Source organism: Agromyces sp. Leaf222, from assembly GCF_001421565.1.
Lineage (GTDB): Bacteria > Actinomycetota > Actinomycetes > Actinomycetales > Microbacteriaceae > Agromyces.
In genome coordinates, this window is record NZ_LMKQ01000001.1 from 1,751,792 (window position 1) to 1,766,952 (window position 15,161).

Consider the following 15,161-nt stretch of genomic DNA (forward strand, 5'->3'; position numbering starts at 1 on the left):
CGCGCAAGGCCCCATACGATACGTCGCAGTGAGCATCCACGACGACCACGAGAACGACGCGGCCCACGGCCCCGGCGCCGTGCCGTCGCGCGCCCGGCGGTCCGAGCAGTCGGGCGCGCCGCATGCGCAGCCCGAGAGGTTCGAGCGCCACGGACGAGCCGTGCAACACGAGCGGCGCCGCGCCGTCACCCGGGAGGTGCTCGGCTGGGCGTTCGCGCTCGCCATGGCGTTGCTCGTCACCGCGCACATCGCGATCACGCGCCACGAGCTGATGTTCGTCGACGCCGACTCGATGCTCAACGCGCTGCTCGCGCACTCGTTCGCGTCTGGCGCCCCGCAGGACTGGGCGATGTCGCCCGTGCTCTTCGTGCCAGAGGCGATCGCGTTCGCCGCGGTCTCGGCCGTCGTGCCCGACCTGCGCATGGCGTTCATCATGAGCTCGGTGCTGAACTTCGTCGCGCTCTACGGCGCCTTCCGCGTCGCATCGGGCAGCCGGCGCACGGCGACCGCACCCGTGCTCGGCGCCGTCGCCGCGTACGCCGGATTCTGCGCGATCGCGCTGCTCGAGTCCGGCGGCGACCGCAACAGCCTGCAGCTCGCGAGCCTGCTCGGCACGACCACGTACTACAGCGCCACCGTCGTCGCCTCGGTGCTCGTCATCGGCCTCGTGCGCCGCGCCCTCGACGCGGGCCGGCTGCATGCCCGCGTGTGGGCTCCGCTTGCGGGCATGGTCGCCGTCTCGGCGTTCAGCAACCCGCTCATCGTCGTCTGGGCCGTCGCACCTGCCGCGCTCGTGCTCCTCGTTCTCATGAGCGCGAACACGGGCGCGAACACGGGCGCGAGCACGACCACGAGCAGCAGAGGCCGGATGACGCGGCGACCGTCACCGCCCCTCGTGCTGGTGCTCGTGCTCGCCGGGGCCTCCGCCGTGGGCCTCGTCGCGCGTTCGGCGGTCGGAGACCTGATCGTGGCGCAGGGCGCCGACTACGTGAAGGACGGCAACCAGCTCACCGCCCTGACCGACCTGCTGCGCGCCGCCGCCGTCGAACTCGGGCGCCCGGGCGGCGTCATCGCCGCGATCCTGCTGCTCGGGCTCACCGTGCTCGCCGTGACGCTCACGTTCTCGCGAACGGCCGCCGACCGGCCGGGCACCGCCGTGCTCGTCGCCGTGGCCTGGATCGCGCCCGTCGCGTGCACGATCGGCGTCATCGTGCTCGGCAACCCGTCGCCCCGTTACCTGCAGCCGTGGGTCTTCGCACCGGTGCTCGTGCTCGCCTGCCTCGCCGAGTGGCTGGTGCCGCGCAGGCGGCAGCAGCCGACAGGCGGCGGCGACCGACGCGGACGCCGGGAGAGCGTGCTCGCGCTCGCCGCGGCATCCGTCGTCATCGTCGGGCTCGCCGGCGTCGGCATCGTGCGCCTCGCGACCGCCCCGAGCACGGCATCCACGACCTCGCTCGCCTGCGTCGCCGACTGGGTGAACGCGACCGACCGGCACGGCGCCGGCCAGTTCTGGACCGTGCGCGCACCGAAGGCCTACGCCGACGACCCGGCCCGACTGCTGCAGGTGACCGACGACCTGCACCCGTACGCCTGGCTCGTGAACCGCACCGACTTCGCGACCAGATCGGTCTCGTTCCTGGTGACCGACGCCCAGAGCACGCCGTTCGACCTGCCCGGCGAGCTGCGGCTCGCGGATGCCGCGACGATCGACTGCGGCCGGTACACGATCCACGACTTCGGCCCCATCGAGATCCCGGTCTTCTGACGGGCTCGACGGTGAGCTTCCCGAGGTTCCCGAGGTTCCCGGGCTGCTCGGGCCGGCGGCTGTCGGAGCGAGGTTCTCGGGCCGAAGCGCGCCCGAGTAGGCTGGGGGAGCCATGTTGGATCTTGACCTCACGCAGGAGATCGCCGCGCTGCGCTCCACCTTCAGCGATATCAGCGCCGTCGTCGACGTCGAAGCCGTCAAGGCCGACATCGCCCGTCTGTCCGAAGAGGCCGGCAAGCCCGACCTCTGGGACGACCCTGCCGCCGCGCAGAAGGTGACGAGTGCGCTCAGCCACCGGCAGTCCGACCTGAAGCGCATCACCGACGTCGAGCAGCGCCTCGACGACCTCGACGTGCTCATCGAGATGGCCCTCGAGATGGACGACGAAGACTCCGCCACCGAGGCGCGCCAAGAACTCGCCGCCCTCGAAGAGGTCATCGGAGCCCTCGAGGTGCAGACCCTGCTCGACGGCGAGTACGACCCGCGCGGCGCGGTCGTCACGATCCGTTCGGGCGCCGGCGGCGATGACGCCACCGACTTCGCCGAGATGCTCATGCGCATGTACCTGCGCTGGGCCGAGCGGCACAAGTACCCCGTCAAGGTCATGGACACCTCGTACGCCGAGGGCGCCGGCATCAAGTCGGCGACCTTCGAGATCGACGTGCCCTACGCCTACGGCACGCTCTCGGTCGAGGCCGGCACGCACCGCCTCGCGCGCATCAGCCCCTTCGGCTCGGCCGACAAGCGCCAGACCAGCTTCGCCGCGGTCGAGGTCATCCCCGTGATGGAAGAGGCGGTCGAGGTCGAGATCCCCGAGAACGACATCCGCGTCGACGTCTTCCGCTCGTCGGGTCCGGGCGGGCAGTCGGTCAACACGACCGACTCGGCCGTGCGCCTGACCCACCTTCCGACCGGGCTCGTCGTCTCGATGCAGAACGAGAAGTCGCAGATCCAGAACCGCGCGGCCGCCATGCGCGTGCTGCAGACCCGACTCCTGCTGCTGAAGCGCGAAGAAGAGGCCGCGAAGAAGAAGGAGCTCGCCGGCACGATCACGGCGAGCTGGGGCGACCAGATGCGCTCCTACTTCCTCTACGGCCAGCAGCTCGTGAAAGACCTCCGCACCGGCTACGAGGTCGGCAACCCGGCCTCGGTGTTCGACGGCGACCTCGACGGCCTCATCGCGGCCGGCATCAAGTGGCGCAAGCGCAAGGACGACGACTAGCGAGTCGAGGCGTCCGCTGACCCGGGCGTGAGTCCCGCGAGCATTGCGCGCAGGCCGAGCTCGAAGCTGCGATCGGTCGGGCGGATGCCGCGTGCTGCGGCGTCGTGCGCTCGCCGGGCCTCCGCGGCGGTGTACGCCGGGGCGCTCGCCGCGGCATCCCCTGGGGACATGATGTCGACGGGGGCGACGGCGTCGAGCGCCGAGCCGATGATGAAGGATTCGAACGCGACGATCGTGTCGACGACGTCGCCCTCGGGCCAGCCCTCGGCGAGCAGTCGCACGGTGATCGCCTCGTAGTTGTCGACCGACCGCTGCTGGCCGTCGATCGAGGTGGTGGCGAGCAGGGTGCTGCCCGAGGGGAACGCGGCGAACGCGTCGCGGTAGGTTCGCGCCCAGCGCAGCACGGCCTCGGCGAGGGCCACTTCGCGATCGGTGAAGCCGCTCGTGTCGATGCGCTCGGCGAGCCGCCCGCGCATGGCCCGGATCACCTCGTCGCGGCTGCCGAAGTAGTGGTAGAGCGCGGGGGGCTGCACCGAGAGCGAACGGGCGAGGGCGGCCATCGTGAAGCCATCGGTGCCGGCGGTTCGGGCGAGCTCGAACGCCGCGTCGACGATCTGGTCGACGCTCAGCACGCGCGTGCGCGGGCGCCCGGCGGTGCGCTTCGTCGGGGTCTCGGCCACGGGTCTCCTCGTCGGATTTGCGGCGGGCGATGGCGAGGCGTAGCCTGTGCCCGATTTATTTACGATCATTCAATAGTATGGGCGACCCGATGGCGGGGCGCCCGGAAGGCGAGAGCGCATGCATCAGGTGTTCGCCGACACCATTCTCGTCGGAGCGCGCGTGATCACCATGAATCCGCGCCAGCCGAGTGCCGAGGCCGTCGCGATCCGCGGCGGTCGCATCATCGCCGTCGGCGACGCCACGACGCTCATGGAGCTGCGCGGGCCGGGCACCCGGGTCGACGACCTGCACGGCGCCTGCATCACGCCCGGCCTCATCGACGCGCACATGCACCCGATCCAGGGCATCGAACTCGCGGTCGGAATCGACTTCGGGGGAGTGCGCGACCCCGAGGTGTTCCTCGCGATGCTGCGCGCCGAGGCCGACCGGGTCGCCGACGGGGCATCCGGCGGCTGGGTGCGCGGGTGGAACGTCGACTACGACGTGTTCTCAACCCTGCCCATGACGGCCGCCGCGATCGACGAGGCGACCTCGCCGGCGCCGGCGTTCCTCATGTGCTTCGACGGGCACACCGCGCTCGCGAACACCGAGGCGCTGCGCCGCTCGGGCATCACGGGCGCCCGCAGCTTCGGCGACACCTCCGAGATCGTCGTCGACGAGCGGGGCGTGCCGACCGGATGCCTCCGCGAGGACTCCGCCTTCGACCTCGTGCTGCGCACGGCGCCCGAGTACACGCGCGACGAGACGCTCGAGCGCGTGCGCGGCATCCTCGGCGGGCTCTCGGCGTCGGGCATCACCGGCGGATGCATCATGGACGGCAACCCGGGAACCCTCGACCTGCTCGACGAGCTCGACGGCGCGGCATCCGCGGCAGACGCCGGCCCCGCGGCATCCGACGCCCAGGCCGCCGTGAGCGGACTGCCCGTGCGCATCGTCTCGGCGATGGCCCACAACCCCGGCTACGACGAGGAGCGCACCGAGCGGTACCTCGCCCAGCGCGACCGCCGCGGTGCGCGCTGGCGCGGCGGACTCGTGAAGCTCTTCAACGACGGCGTGATCGACACCGGCACGGGCTGGCTCTACGAGCCCGACACGCACGGCGACGGCAACGCCTCGTTCTGGGCCGACCCCGACGAGTTCGAGCGCGTCGTCGCCCGCTACGCGGCGGCCGGGTTCCAGATCGCGACGCACGCGATCGGCGACCGCGCGATCGGCACGACGATCGACGCCTACCTCAAGGCCGGCGTGCACTCGCGCCGCGGGGCGCCGCACCGCATCGAGCACCTCGAGCTGCTCGCCGACCGCGACCTCGCGCGCCTCGCCCAGTACGGCATCACCGCCTCGGTACAGCCGCTGCACATGCAGTGGCGCAAGGCCGACGGCAGCGACTTCTGGGCCGAGCGACTCGGCCCAGAGCGCGCCGCCCTCGGCTGGCGCGTGCGCGACATGATCGACGCCGGCGCCCCCGTGGCGCTCGGCTCCGACTGGCCGGTGGCGCAGACCGACGCGCGCATCGGCCTCGCATGGGCACGGCTCCGCCGCGAACCCGGCAACCCCGACGCCCCGGTGTTCGAGCCCGACCAGGTGCTCACGCCGTACGAGGCCCTACAGGGCTACACCGTCTGGGCCGCGCAGGCCCAGGGCGACCACGACCTCGGCGTCATCGCGCCCGGGTACCGCGCCGACCTCGTCGTGTGGGAAGACAGCCCCCTCGACGTCAGCGCGGACGACCTGCTGAACCTCCCCGTGCGCACGACGATCGTCGACGGGCAGCCCCTGTACGCGGCATCCGCCGCCTGACCCCCTTCGAATCAAGAGGCAACCATGCAAGACGTCGGCGCGCTCGCGCTCCTCCCCGTCGTCATCATCCTCGTCGTGGCCGTGTTCACCCGGCGCACGCTCTTCGCGATGCTCTGCGGCACCCTCGCCGGCGCGGTGCTGCTCGGCGGCTGGGAGTTCTTCGACTCCTGGATCGGCTACTTCGGCACCGCCATGGCCGACGAGACCCTGCAGTGGCTCATGCTCGTCGTCGTGCTCTTCGGCATCCTGATCACGCTCTTCGAGCGGTCGGGCGCCGTTCGCGAGTTCGCCGCCTGGGCCGAGCGCTTCGTGAACTCGCGGCGCAAGTCGACCGTGCTGAGCTTCCTGCTCAGCATCGTGCTCTTCGTCGACGACTACCTCAACGTGCTCACCGTCGGCACGTCGATGAAGGCCGTCACCGACCGCTACAACGTGCCCCGCACCGAGCTCGGCACCATCATGAAGATGACCGCGGCCCCGATCGCCGTCATCGTGCCGTTCTCGACGTGGGCGCTGTTCTTCGCCGGGCTGCTCGAGGCGCAGGGCGTCACCGCGAACGGCTCGGGCTTCGGCGCCTACCTGCAGGCGATCCCGTTCATCTTCTTCGGCTGGATCGCGATCGCGATCGCGGCCCTCGTCGCGTTCGGCTGGTTCCCGAGGCTCGGCACCCTGAAGAAGGACATCGCCAGAGCGGATGCCACGGGCGACGTGTTCCCCGTCGGCACCACCGCCGAGGAGCGCGAGGCCGAGGGCGGCCTGCCCCTGCACGGCGAGGTCGGCGAGTTCGCGGCCTCCGGCGACGGGGGAGCGCGAGCCGTGGCATCCGCCCCAGAGGTCTCCGGCGCGAACGCCACGACCGCGACGTCGGCGGGGACCGAGGCGACCGCCACCGCCGTCGCGACCCGCGCGCCCGAGTACGCGAAGCCGCGCCCGTGGAACTTCCTCGTGCCGATCGCCGTCATGATCGCCGTGACGATCCTCACCGAGGTCGACGTGCTCAAGGGCACGGTCGCCGCGCTCATCGTCGCGATCGTCATGTACACCGTGCAGCGCCGCCTGAAGGTCAAGGCGGTGTTCGAGGCCGCCTTCGACGGCGTGGGCAGCATGCTCTTCGTCATCGTGCTCACCGCGCTCGCCTTCATGGTGCAGCACATGAACATCGACCTGCACCTCGCCGACTGGGTGATCGACACGACCCAGCCGGTCATGAACGGCGCGCTGCTGCCCGCCATGGTGTTCCTCGTCTGCGGCGTCTACGCCTACGCGACGGGTTCGTTCTGGGACCTCGCAGCCGTCATCACGCCCATCGTGATCCCGCTCGCCTTCGCGATGGACGTCGACCCGATCATCGCGGGTGCGGCGGTCTTCTCGGGCGCAGCGCTCGGCTCGACGACGTGCCTCTACGGCGACGGCATCATCCTCGCGTCGCGTTCGACGGGCATCAAGCCGCTCAACCTGATGACGGCGATCCTGCCGTACGCGGGCATCGCCGCGGCCCTCACGCTCGTGCTCTACCTCGTGGTCGGGTTCGCCGGCGCCTGAGTTCGCGAGCCGCGCGTCCCGATCCGTGGGCGGCGATGCCGATTCCCGGTGTCGCTGCCCACTTTTGCGCATGGCCTGCTTAGGCTCGAACGCGATGATCCGCTTCGACTCCGTCACCAAGACCTACTCCGGGCAGGCGAAGCCCGCGCTGAACGACATCGGCGTGGAGATCCTCCGCGGCGAGTTCGTGTTCCTCGTGGGCGCCTCCGGCTCCGGAAAGTCCAGCTTCCTTCGACTGATCCTGAAAGAGGAGAAGCCGTCGAAGGGCACGATCCACGTGCTCGGCCAGAACCTCGGCTCGATCTCGAGCCGCAAGGTCCCCTACTTCCGTCGCGACCTCGGCGTCGTGTTCCAGGACTTCCGGCTGCTGCGCGACAAGTCGGTGTACGAGAACGTCGCCTTCACGCTGCGCGTCATCGGCAAGTCGCGGGGCTACATCCACTCCGCGGTGCCCGAGACCCTGAAGCTCGTCGGCCTCGACGGCAAGGGCAAGCGGATGCCGCATGAACTGTCCGGCGGCGAGCAGCAGCGCGTGGCGATCGCCCGCGCCATCGTGAACAAGCCGCAGATCCTCCTCGCCGACGAGCCGACGGGCAACCTCGACCCGGTGACCTCGGCCGGCATCATGACCCTCCTCGAGCGCATCAACGCCGGCGGAACGACGGTCATCATGGCCACGCACGAGGCCGGCATCGTCGACGAGATGCGTCGACGCGTGATCGAGCTCTCCGCGGGCGACATCGTGCGCGACGAGCGATCCGCGGGCTACGGCTCGGTGACCGGCGTGCTGCCCGAAGACGAAGACGCCGTTGCGGCGGCGGCCGCGGTCGCGGCGGCCGAGGCGGCATCCGCTGCGCTCATGCACGAGCAGCACGAACGCGAGGCGGCGGCCGCGGCTGCGGTCAAGCCGAAGCGTTCCGCGAGGGCGAAGAAGCGCGCCGCGAGCGAGGAGCAGGCGGCACCGGTCGCACCGACGGCGCCCGACGCCCCCGAGACGATCACGGCCGCCGCGCCGAAGGTGACCCCCGAGATGATGCAGCAGAGCCAGCCGCTCTACGTCGAGCCAGAGGCCACCGACGAGGTGACCGACGCCGCGGCCGAGATCACGGCGGCGGCGACCGCGTCGATCGAGATCCCCCGAGGGTCGACGCCGACGGATGCCGCGGCATCCGAAGACCGACCAGACGAGCCCGACGGTGACGCCGCCCCCGAGAAGGCGCCCGAGACGGATGCCGCGGCCGACGTGAAGCAGCACCTCACGCTCGCCGAGCGACTGGGGCTGCGCGCTCCCGGAGGCCCGCGCGAGGGCGACGACGACCAGGAAGTGGGCCCGACGCGATGAGGTTCGGACTCGTCCTCGCCGAGGCCGGCAACGGCCTGCGGCGCAACATCACCATGGTCGTCTCGGTCGTGCTCGTGACGTTCATCTCGCTGACGTTCGTCGGCACCGCGGCCCTGCTGCAGCTGCAGATCGCGCAGATGAAGAACTACTGGTACGACCGCGCGCAGGTCGCGGTGTACCTCTGCACCTCGGTCTCGACGGCCGCCGGGTGCATCGACGGCGAGGCCACGCCCGAGCAGAAGGACGCGATCGAAGCGCAGCTGACCTCGGACACGCTCTCGCCCTTCATCGACGAGTACTACTTCGAGGACCGCCAGCAGGCGTACGAGAACTTCCAGGAGCAGTTCGCGGGCACGCCCGCCGCCGACTACGTCACGCCCGAGGTGCTGAACGAGACGTTCTGGGTGAACCTCGTCGATCCCGGGCAGTCCGACGTGCTCGTCGAGGCGCTGGCCGGGCTCGCCGGCGTCGAGCAGGTGGTCGATCAACGGCGGTACCTCGACCAGATCTTCGACGTGCTGAACGCCGCCAGCTACACGGCCATCGCCGTGGCGGCGATCATGCTCGTCGCCGCGGCGCTGCTGATCGCCACGACGATCCGATTGTCGGCGTTCTCGCGCCGTCGCGAGCTCGGCATCATGCGACTCGTGGGCGCCTCGAACCGGTTCATCCAGACGCCGTTCGTGCTCGAAGGAGTGTTCGCGGGACTCATAGGCTCGGTGCTCGCAGGCGGTGCCGTCGTGGCGATCGTGCACTTCTTCGTGCAGGGCTACCTCGCCGACCGCCTGTCGTTCACGTTCGTCGACCTCGGCGACGCCCTGCTCGTGGTGCCACTGCTCATCGTCGTCGGCGTGCTGCTCGCGGCGTTGTCGGCGGGCATCGCGATCAGGCGCTACCTGCGCGTCTGAGCCCGTTCGTCCGGCCCGCGCCGGCGCGCAGGCGTGCGCTCGGCGCGTCTCGGGTGCACTAGAGTGAAAGGCTGCTCCGGATGCCCCGGGGCATCCGTCGAATGAAGGAGCATGCCGTGCCCAGGGAACGCGGTCAGAAGGTGGTGGCGACCAACCGCAAGGCGCGCCACGACTACACGATCGAGGACACCTACGAGGCCGGCATCGTGCTCACGGGCACCGAGGTGAAGTCGCTGCGCGAGGGGCGGGCGTCGCTCGTCGACGGCTACGCGTTCATCGACGGCGGCGAGATATGGCTCGACGCGGTGCACATCCCCGAGTACACCGAGGGCACGTGGAACAACCACTCGCCGCGGCGCAAGCGAAAGCTCCTCCTGCACAAGCACGAGATCGTGAAGATCAGCCACCGCACGTCGCAGGGCGGGTACACGCTGGTGCCCCTGCAGATCTACTTCGCCGACGGTCGCGCGAAGGTCGAGATCGCGGTCGCCAAGGGCAAGCGCGAGTACGACAAGCGGCAGGCCCTGCGCGAGAAGCAGGACAAGCGCGAGTCCGACCGCGCGATCTCGAGCCGCCGCAACCTCGGCGACTGACCGGTCGCGGTCATCCGCGCCGGTGCGAATCCTCTCGCGGGGCGCGGCACGTGTTCGCGGCAGCCTCCCAGTCGCCCGGTCGGCGCTGCGGGGTAGGCTCGTCGCCGTGGAGATCCAGACGCGCATCCCGGTTGCCGGCACGTACAACTTCCGTGATGTCGGGGGGCTGCCCGCCTCGACCGGCACGGTCCGCGACGGCGTGCTCTTCCGTTCAGACGGCCTGTACCGCATCGGCGACGAGGGGCGCGAGCAGCTGCGCGAGCTCGGCGTGGGCATCATCATCGACCTGCGCGACGAGCAGGAGGCCGACCGCATGCCCGACGACATCGACGGGCTCGACGTCGAGGTGCTGCGCCTGCCCGTGTTCGAGGGGTCCGGCGCGTCGCAGGGTGCTGCGGGCATCTCGCTCGAGGCGCTCTACGACCGCATCGTCACTCAGCACGCACCCGTCGTCGTCGACGCGGTGCGCGAGATCGCGAGCGCCGGCGATCGGGCCGTTCTCGTGCACTGCACGGCCGGAAAAGACCGCACCGGAGTCGTGATCGCGATCGCCCTGCTCGCGGTCGGCGTCGATCGTGAGGCCGTCATCGAGGACTACGCGCGCACCGAGGGCAACCTCGCGGGTGAGTGGCTCGAAGAGATGATCGACCTCATCGGCCGCTACGGCGTGCCCGACAGCCCCGCATTGCGCACGCTCATGGGCGGCAGCCCGCGCGAGGCGATCGAGGGTGCCATCGAGACCGTCGAGCGCGCACACGGCTCCGCCCGCGAGTACCTGCTCACCTCGGGGCTCACGCTCGACGAGCTCGCGCGGCTCGAGCAGTTGCTCGTCGACCCCAGCTGAGAGCCGACCCTCGCCGGAGCCGACCCTCGCCGGAAGTGGACCCGGCTGGGAGCCCAATGCGCTGAGGCATCGACAGAGGTCAGCCGGCTTGGAGCGCGGGCAGCTCAGCCCCGCGCTCCGAGATCAGGCCGGCTCCGCGGTGAATCGCGCATCGACGGATGCCTCGATCACGAGGTCCTGCGGAGCGAACTCGGTCGTCGCGCCGCCGCCCGTGTCGGCCATGGCGCGCATCATCATCGCCTTGGGCATCGGCGACGGACCGTCGCCGAGCAGGCCGTGGTCGGCGAGTTCGATGACCGACGGCGTGCCGAGCCCGAGCGCGGACGCGTAGACGCCGGCCTTCGCGACCGCGCCGGCGACCGCGGCCCGCTGCGCGGCCTCTCGGGTGCGCCGGTGCGTGGCATCGGAGAGGCGCCAGTCGATGCCGCCGATCGTGAGCTCGTCGGACTCGGCCGCCGTGCCGAGCCACTCGCCGAGCCGGTCGAGGTCGCGGAACACGACCTCGACGTCGGCACTGGCCTCGTGCAGGAGCGGCAGCTGCCGGCCTTCGGCGTTCCACGGGCGATGCGACCACACCCGCAGTTGCGGGGCCGACCAGGTCGCGAGGGCGCCGGATGCCTCGAGCTCGCGAATCGCGGCGAGCAACCGCTCGTGCGCGGCGCTCGTGCGCGCGACGACGTCGTCTCGAGCATCGCCCGAGCCGCCGACCGAGAGGGTGACGGCCGCGAGTTCGGGCGCGATGCGCTCCTCGGCGTGTCCGGTGACGGCGATGGTGGTGGGCATGTGGTCCCTCTCGTCTGCGGGCGCGCCCGGTGCGGGCGCCGAGATGCACCCGAACGAACGGGGCCGAGCCCAGCCTAGGCGGAGGGCCCGACCACGCCGAGGATCGCGCCGAGCAGCGCCGAACCGTCCGGCCGACCGACGCGCGGGCTCACACCGGGAGCCGCGCCGGCAGCGCTCCCGCCCGGTCGAAGAGCCGCTCGAACACGATGCCGCGGTCGAACTGCATCGCGTACGCCCGAGCGGCGGCCGCCCGCTCGCCGCGTTCGGCGGGGGAGAGGGCGAGCGCGGCGTCGATCGCGGTGGCGATGGCATCCGGATCCTCCACGGGCACGATCGTCGCGTGATCGCCGACCGCCTCGATGATGCCGCCCGTGTCGGTCGTGATGACCGCGCCGCCGCCCGCGAGCATCTGCTCGGCCAACGCGATGCCGAACGTCTCGACGAACTCGGGCCGCGGCTTGCTCGGCAGCACGTACGTCGCGCAGCCCGCCATCAGGTACGGCTTCTCGGCGTCGTCGACATCGTCGAGGAACACGATGCGATCGGCCAGTCGGGATGCCGCGGCGAACTCGCGCAGCGCCTGCTCCTCGGGTCCGCGACCCACGATGACGAGCTTCAGGCGCTCGCTCGCCGCTGTGCGCTCGAAGCCCATGATGAGGTCGTCGACGCCCTTCGCCTTCGTGATTCGCGACAGGAACAGCACGTAGCCGTCGCGTTCGAGGCCGCGCATCGCGAGGGTGGCCTCGATCACCGCCTGATCGAGGTCGAGGTAGGCCGACGTGTCGATCGCCGGGTAGGAGATCTCGATGCGCTGGCGGCACTGGTCGGCGAACGCCGTGCCGTGCACCGCGTCGATCTCGGCGGCGGAGGACACGATGAGGTCGCGCGTGTATTCCGAGACCGCGACGCAGTGGTCTTGCGAGAGGTAGCTCGAGAGCACGTGGGCGGCGGCGCCGAAGCGGCCCTCCTCGACGCAGGAGCGCACGACGTTCGTGACATCCGATCCGACGGCCTCGGCGATGGTCGTGACGTTCACGGGCAGGCCCGTGTTCCAGGCCGCGCGCACCGCGTCGGCCACCGCGATGGTGTGCGGGCTGAGGTACAGCGAGAGGCAGACCGTGGGCACGCCATCGGTGAACAGCTCGATGAGTCGGCCCGTGATGCCCGCGAGGTATCGGCCGTCGGGCACCTTATAGTCGCCGACCGGGTCGGGGCGCTCGACGAAGATGCCGTCGCTGTACGGCAGCATCGTGTCGAGCGGCTTCAGCGGCAGCCCGGTGGCCTCGAGCCGGTCGATCGGCCAGGTGATGATGCGCACCTCGTCGAATCCGCGTTCGATCGCGGCCTCGGCCAGGTTGCGCCCCTCGACCGAGTGCCCGCAGATCACGGGGTCGGCGCGGTTGACGATGACGAGACGGTTGCGTGGAGTGCTGCCCATGATGTGGTTCCTTTCAGCGCTGACGTGGTGCCCGGGTCATCCGCTCGGGGTCGAAGGTGGACGGGCGTTGGCGCCCCATGCACCGGGCTCGGGCCCGAGCTCGATGAGTAATCGGCCGCCGCGGTGCACCTCGTCACCGCGGAGCCACGTGCGTTCGAGCGGATCGCCGTTCAGGGTGACGGACTGCACGTACTGGGCCGGCCCGTCGTGGTGGGGCTCGACGAACCCCTTCGTCTCGATCGCGAGGTCGCCGCCGCTCATCGCGATGCGGCTCTCGGCGTGGGCCGGGGCATTCACGAGGAACAGGTTCTGACCGGCGACGGGGAAGAGCCCGAGCGACGCCCACACGTACCAGGAGCTGAGCCCACCGGAGTCGTCGTTGCCCGGCAGTCCGCCGCGGCCGGTGCCGAACTGCTGCTGCACGGCGGCGTGCACGACCTCCGCGGTGCGATCGGGGCGTCCGGCGTAGTGGTAGGCCCATGGGGCGTCCATGTCTGGCTCGTTGTTCATGCCCTCGAACCGTCCGAGCGCGTAGCCGGCCGTCATCTCCTCGAGGCCCGGCTGCAGCCCGGGCTGGCGCACCGGCTCCGCACCGTAGCCGAAGAACGCGTCGAGCATGGCGACGAAGCGGTCGTCGCCGCCGGCGAGGTCGATGCGACCCCGCATGTCGTGCAGCAGGCGGAACGAGTAGTTGTGGCGGCTGCCCTCGTAGAACGTCGAGTCCACGAGCAGGCCGGTCTCGGGGTCGAAGGCGTTGCGCCACCGCGAGGAGAGCCCTCGGAACTGCTCGACGAGGGCGCGATCGCCCACCCGCTCGGCGACCTTCGCGGTGCACCAGTAGCCGAACGCGAGATCGAGCGTGTGGCTGATCGGATGCGCGTGACCGCGCAGCAGGAAGTCCTCGCCGTAGGTGCGCCTGAGGTCGGTGTGCATGTGCACGAGCGCCCAGTCCCAGTCGACTCCGGGCAGCTCGAGCTGGCACAGGTCGGCGAGGAATGTCTGCGCGAGCGCGCTGCCCTGGCGTGAGAACCGGTCGCTCCCGCGCGCCATCCGGTACCCGATCGGGAAGTTGCCCTCCTCCTCGCAGATCGTCAGGAGCGCGGTGCCGAGCTCGACCGCCCGCTCGGGCATGAGCGCCGTGATGAGCGGCAACTGCGTGCGGTAGATGTCCCACATCGTGGAGAGGTCGAACACGAACGGGCCCTCGGTGGGCCAGAACGGACTCTCCTCGGGTGCGAGGCACGGCTTGATGAGCGAGTGGTACAGCGCCGTCGTGAACACAGTGTCGCGTTCGGCGCTCGCGGCGTCGACCGCGATCGTCTTCAGCTGGCGCCGCCACGTCTTGCGCGTGCGCTCGCGACGCGACGCGAACCGGGAATGGCCGCCATCGCCGCAGTCGGCGCGCAGGTTCGCCTTCGCCTGCTCGACGCCGCGCAGCGAGAACCCGATGCGCACCTCGACCGACTGGCCCGGCTCGCTCGGCCCCGCCCACATGAGCCCGAACGGGCGCAGCGTCGTCGGCCTGATGTGGTCGAACGCGAGCCGCGTGCCGCCCGGCATCAGGCGACGGTCGTACCAGAGCATCTGCCGCCACGAACTCGCGTCGCACTCGATGTACACGGCGAGCGGCGTGCCCTCGACGACGATCTCGCCCTGCGCGATGCCGGGGCCGATCGACTCGAGCTTCGCCCGCAGCGGGATCGTCTCGCCGTAGGGGATGCCGAGGCCGCCGAGCGAGAAGTCGATCACGACGCGCGCGTTGCGGTGCCGCGGGAACGTGTACCGGTGCACGGCGCTCTTCGGCCCCACCGTGAGCTCGGCTCGGATGCCGTTCTCGAGGGTCGCGCCGTAGTACCCGGGTTCGGCCGTCTCGTCGACGATCTCCCACTGGCGTCCGAGTTCGTCGAGCGGTTCGATCATCGGCGTCACCCGGAAGTAGTTGTAGTACTTGCGGATCGCGCCGGTTCCCGACTGCTGGAAATGCGTGAATCCGGATGCCACGGCTCGCTCGTGGATCGGCACGGGCAGCCCTTCGGTGCCGAGGTCGTACCGGCCGTACCCCGTGGGGTACGCGCCGGAGTACGCGCACGCCGAGACCATCCCGAGCGGATACGTCGCCCCCGGATGCGTGTTGCCGACCTGCGGCTTCGGCCACCACCACGTGGCGGCGAGCCCCGATCGCGGCGGCAGGTCGGTGGCCTCGGTGCCGATGAACGGGTCGACGCGACCGATCATGCCGGGCA

Annotated in this window: 12 protein-coding genes; 8 read left to right on the forward strand and 4 right to left on the reverse strand. The window is 70.8% G+C overall.

Annotated features, from left to right (window positions below):
• Positions 1–28 precede the first annotated feature (28 nt).
• Both ASE68_RS07730 and prfB read left to right on the forward strand, forming a co-directional pair.
• Positions 29–1,765 (forward strand): hypothetical protein, encoded by a 1,737-nt coding sequence (locus ASE68_RS07730; protein WP_055857010.1) that lies wholly within the window; start codon positions 29–31, stop codon positions 1,763–1,765.
• A gap of 112 nt (positions 1,766–1,877) precedes the next feature.
• The gene (gene prfB, locus ASE68_RS07735) at positions 1,878–2,987 is read left to right on the forward strand and encodes a peptide chain release factor 2 (protein ID WP_055857013.1); all 1,110 of its coding nucleotides are present in this window, start codon (positions 1,878–1,880) and stop codon (positions 2,985–2,987) included.
• Here the strand turns inward: prfB and ASE68_RS07740 are convergent.
• Complete coding sequence (locus ASE68_RS07740) at positions 2,984–3,667, reverse strand: TetR/AcrR family transcriptional regulator (RefSeq protein ID WP_055857016.1); 684 nt, start codon at positions 3,665–3,667, stop codon at positions 2,984–2,986. The two genes, prfB and ASE68_RS07740, sit on opposite strands and share 4 nt — an antisense overlap.
• 118 nt (positions 3,668–3,785) lie before the next feature.
• Between ASE68_RS07740 and ASE68_RS07745 the strand changes: the two genes are divergently transcribed.
• From ASE68_RS07745 to ASE68_RS07770, 6 genes are all read left to right on the forward strand, one after another.
• Entirely contained in the window at positions 3,786–5,468 is a 1,683-nt protein-coding gene (locus tag ASE68_RS07745) for an amidohydrolase (protein WP_055857019.1), read from the forward strand.
• Between the two features lie 24 nt (positions 5,469–5,492).
• Complete coding sequence (locus ASE68_RS07750) at positions 5,493–7,010, forward strand: Na+/H+ antiporter NhaC family protein (RefSeq protein ID WP_055857022.1); 1,518 nt, start codon at positions 5,493–5,495, stop codon at positions 7,008–7,010.
• 94 nt (positions 7,011–7,104) lie between these two features.
• Positions 7,105–8,352, forward strand: a complete 1,248-nt coding sequence (gene ftsE, locus ASE68_RS07755; RefSeq protein ID WP_055857024.1) for a cell division ATP-binding protein FtsE — start codon at positions 7,105–7,107, stop codon at positions 8,350–8,352.
• Positions 8,349–9,260, forward strand: coding sequence for a permease-like cell division protein FtsX (gene ftsX, locus ASE68_RS07760; RefSeq protein ID WP_055857027.1), 912 nt, complete (start codon positions 8,349–8,351; stop codon positions 9,258–9,260). The genes ftsE and ftsX overlap by 4 nt, the downstream gene beginning before the upstream one ends.
• Before the next feature lie 116 nt (positions 9,261–9,376).
• Entirely contained in the window at positions 9,377–9,853 is a 477-nt protein-coding gene (gene smpB / locus ASE68_RS07765) for an SsrA-binding protein SmpB (protein WP_055860945.1), read from the forward strand.
• A gap of 106 nt (positions 9,854–9,959) precedes the next feature.
• On the forward strand, positions 9,960–10,697 hold the full coding sequence (locus tag ASE68_RS07770; protein WP_055857030.1) for a tyrosine-protein phosphatase: 738 nt from the start codon (positions 9,960–9,962) through the stop codon (positions 10,695–10,697).
• A gap of 123 nt (positions 10,698–10,820) precedes the next feature.
• On the opposite strand, the gene ASE68_RS07775 is transcribed toward ASE68_RS07770, so the two are convergent.
• The 3 genes from ASE68_RS07775 to ASE68_RS07785 all read right to left on the reverse strand — a co-directional run bounded on the left by ASE68_RS07775 (position 10,821) and on the right by ASE68_RS07785 (position 15,153).
• Positions 10,821–11,480, reverse strand: coding sequence for an SIMPL domain-containing protein (locus ASE68_RS07775; RefSeq protein WP_055857033.1), 660 nt, complete (start codon positions 11,478–11,480; stop codon positions 10,821–10,823).
• Positions 11,481–11,628: 148 nt separating this feature from the next.
• Positions 11,629–12,918 (reverse strand): glycosyltransferase, encoded by a 1,290-nt coding sequence (locus ASE68_RS07780; RefSeq protein WP_055857036.1) that lies wholly within the window; start codon positions 12,916–12,918, stop codon positions 11,629–11,631.
• Positions 12,919–12,954: 36 nt separating this feature from the next.
• Complete coding sequence (locus ASE68_RS07785) at positions 12,955–15,153, reverse strand: glycoside hydrolase domain-containing protein (RefSeq protein WP_055860948.1); 2,199 nt, start codon at positions 15,151–15,153, stop codon at positions 12,955–12,957.
• Positions 15,154–15,161 lie beyond the last annotated feature (8 nt).

What these genes read in the sequence shown, in the direction of transcription:
- ASE68_RS07775 (WP_055857033.1), bottom strand. Translation starts at nt 11,480, where the DNA reads ATGCCCACCACCATCGCCGTCACCGGACACGCCGAGGAGCGCATCGCG.
- ftsE (WP_055857024.1), top strand. Translation starts at nt 7,105, where the DNA reads ATGATCCGCTTCGACTCCGTCACCAAGACCTACTCCGGGCAGGCGAAG.
- ftsX (WP_055857027.1), top strand. Translation starts at nt 8,349, where the DNA reads ATGAGGTTCGGACTCGTCCTCGCCGAGGCCGGCAACGGCCTGCGGCGC.
- prfB (WP_055857013.1), top strand. Translation starts at nt 1,878, where the DNA reads ATGTTGGATCTTGACCTCACGCAGGAGATCGCCGCGCTGCGCTCCACC.
- ASE68_RS07745 (WP_055857019.1), top strand. Translation starts at nt 3,786, where the DNA reads ATGCATCAGGTGTTCGCCGACACCATTCTCGTCGGAGCGCGCGTGATC.
- ASE68_RS07785 (WP_055860948.1), bottom strand. Translation starts at nt 15,153, where the DNA reads ATGATCGGTCGCGTCGACCCGTTCATCGGCACCGAGGCCACCGACCTG.
- ASE68_RS07750 (WP_055857022.1), top strand. Translation starts at nt 5,493, where the DNA reads ATGCAAGACGTCGGCGCGCTCGCGCTCCTCCCCGTCGTCATCATCCTC.
- ASE68_RS07780 (WP_055857036.1), bottom strand. Translation starts at nt 12,918, where the DNA reads ATGGGCAGCACTCCACGCAACCGTCTCGTCATCGTCAACCGCGCCGAC.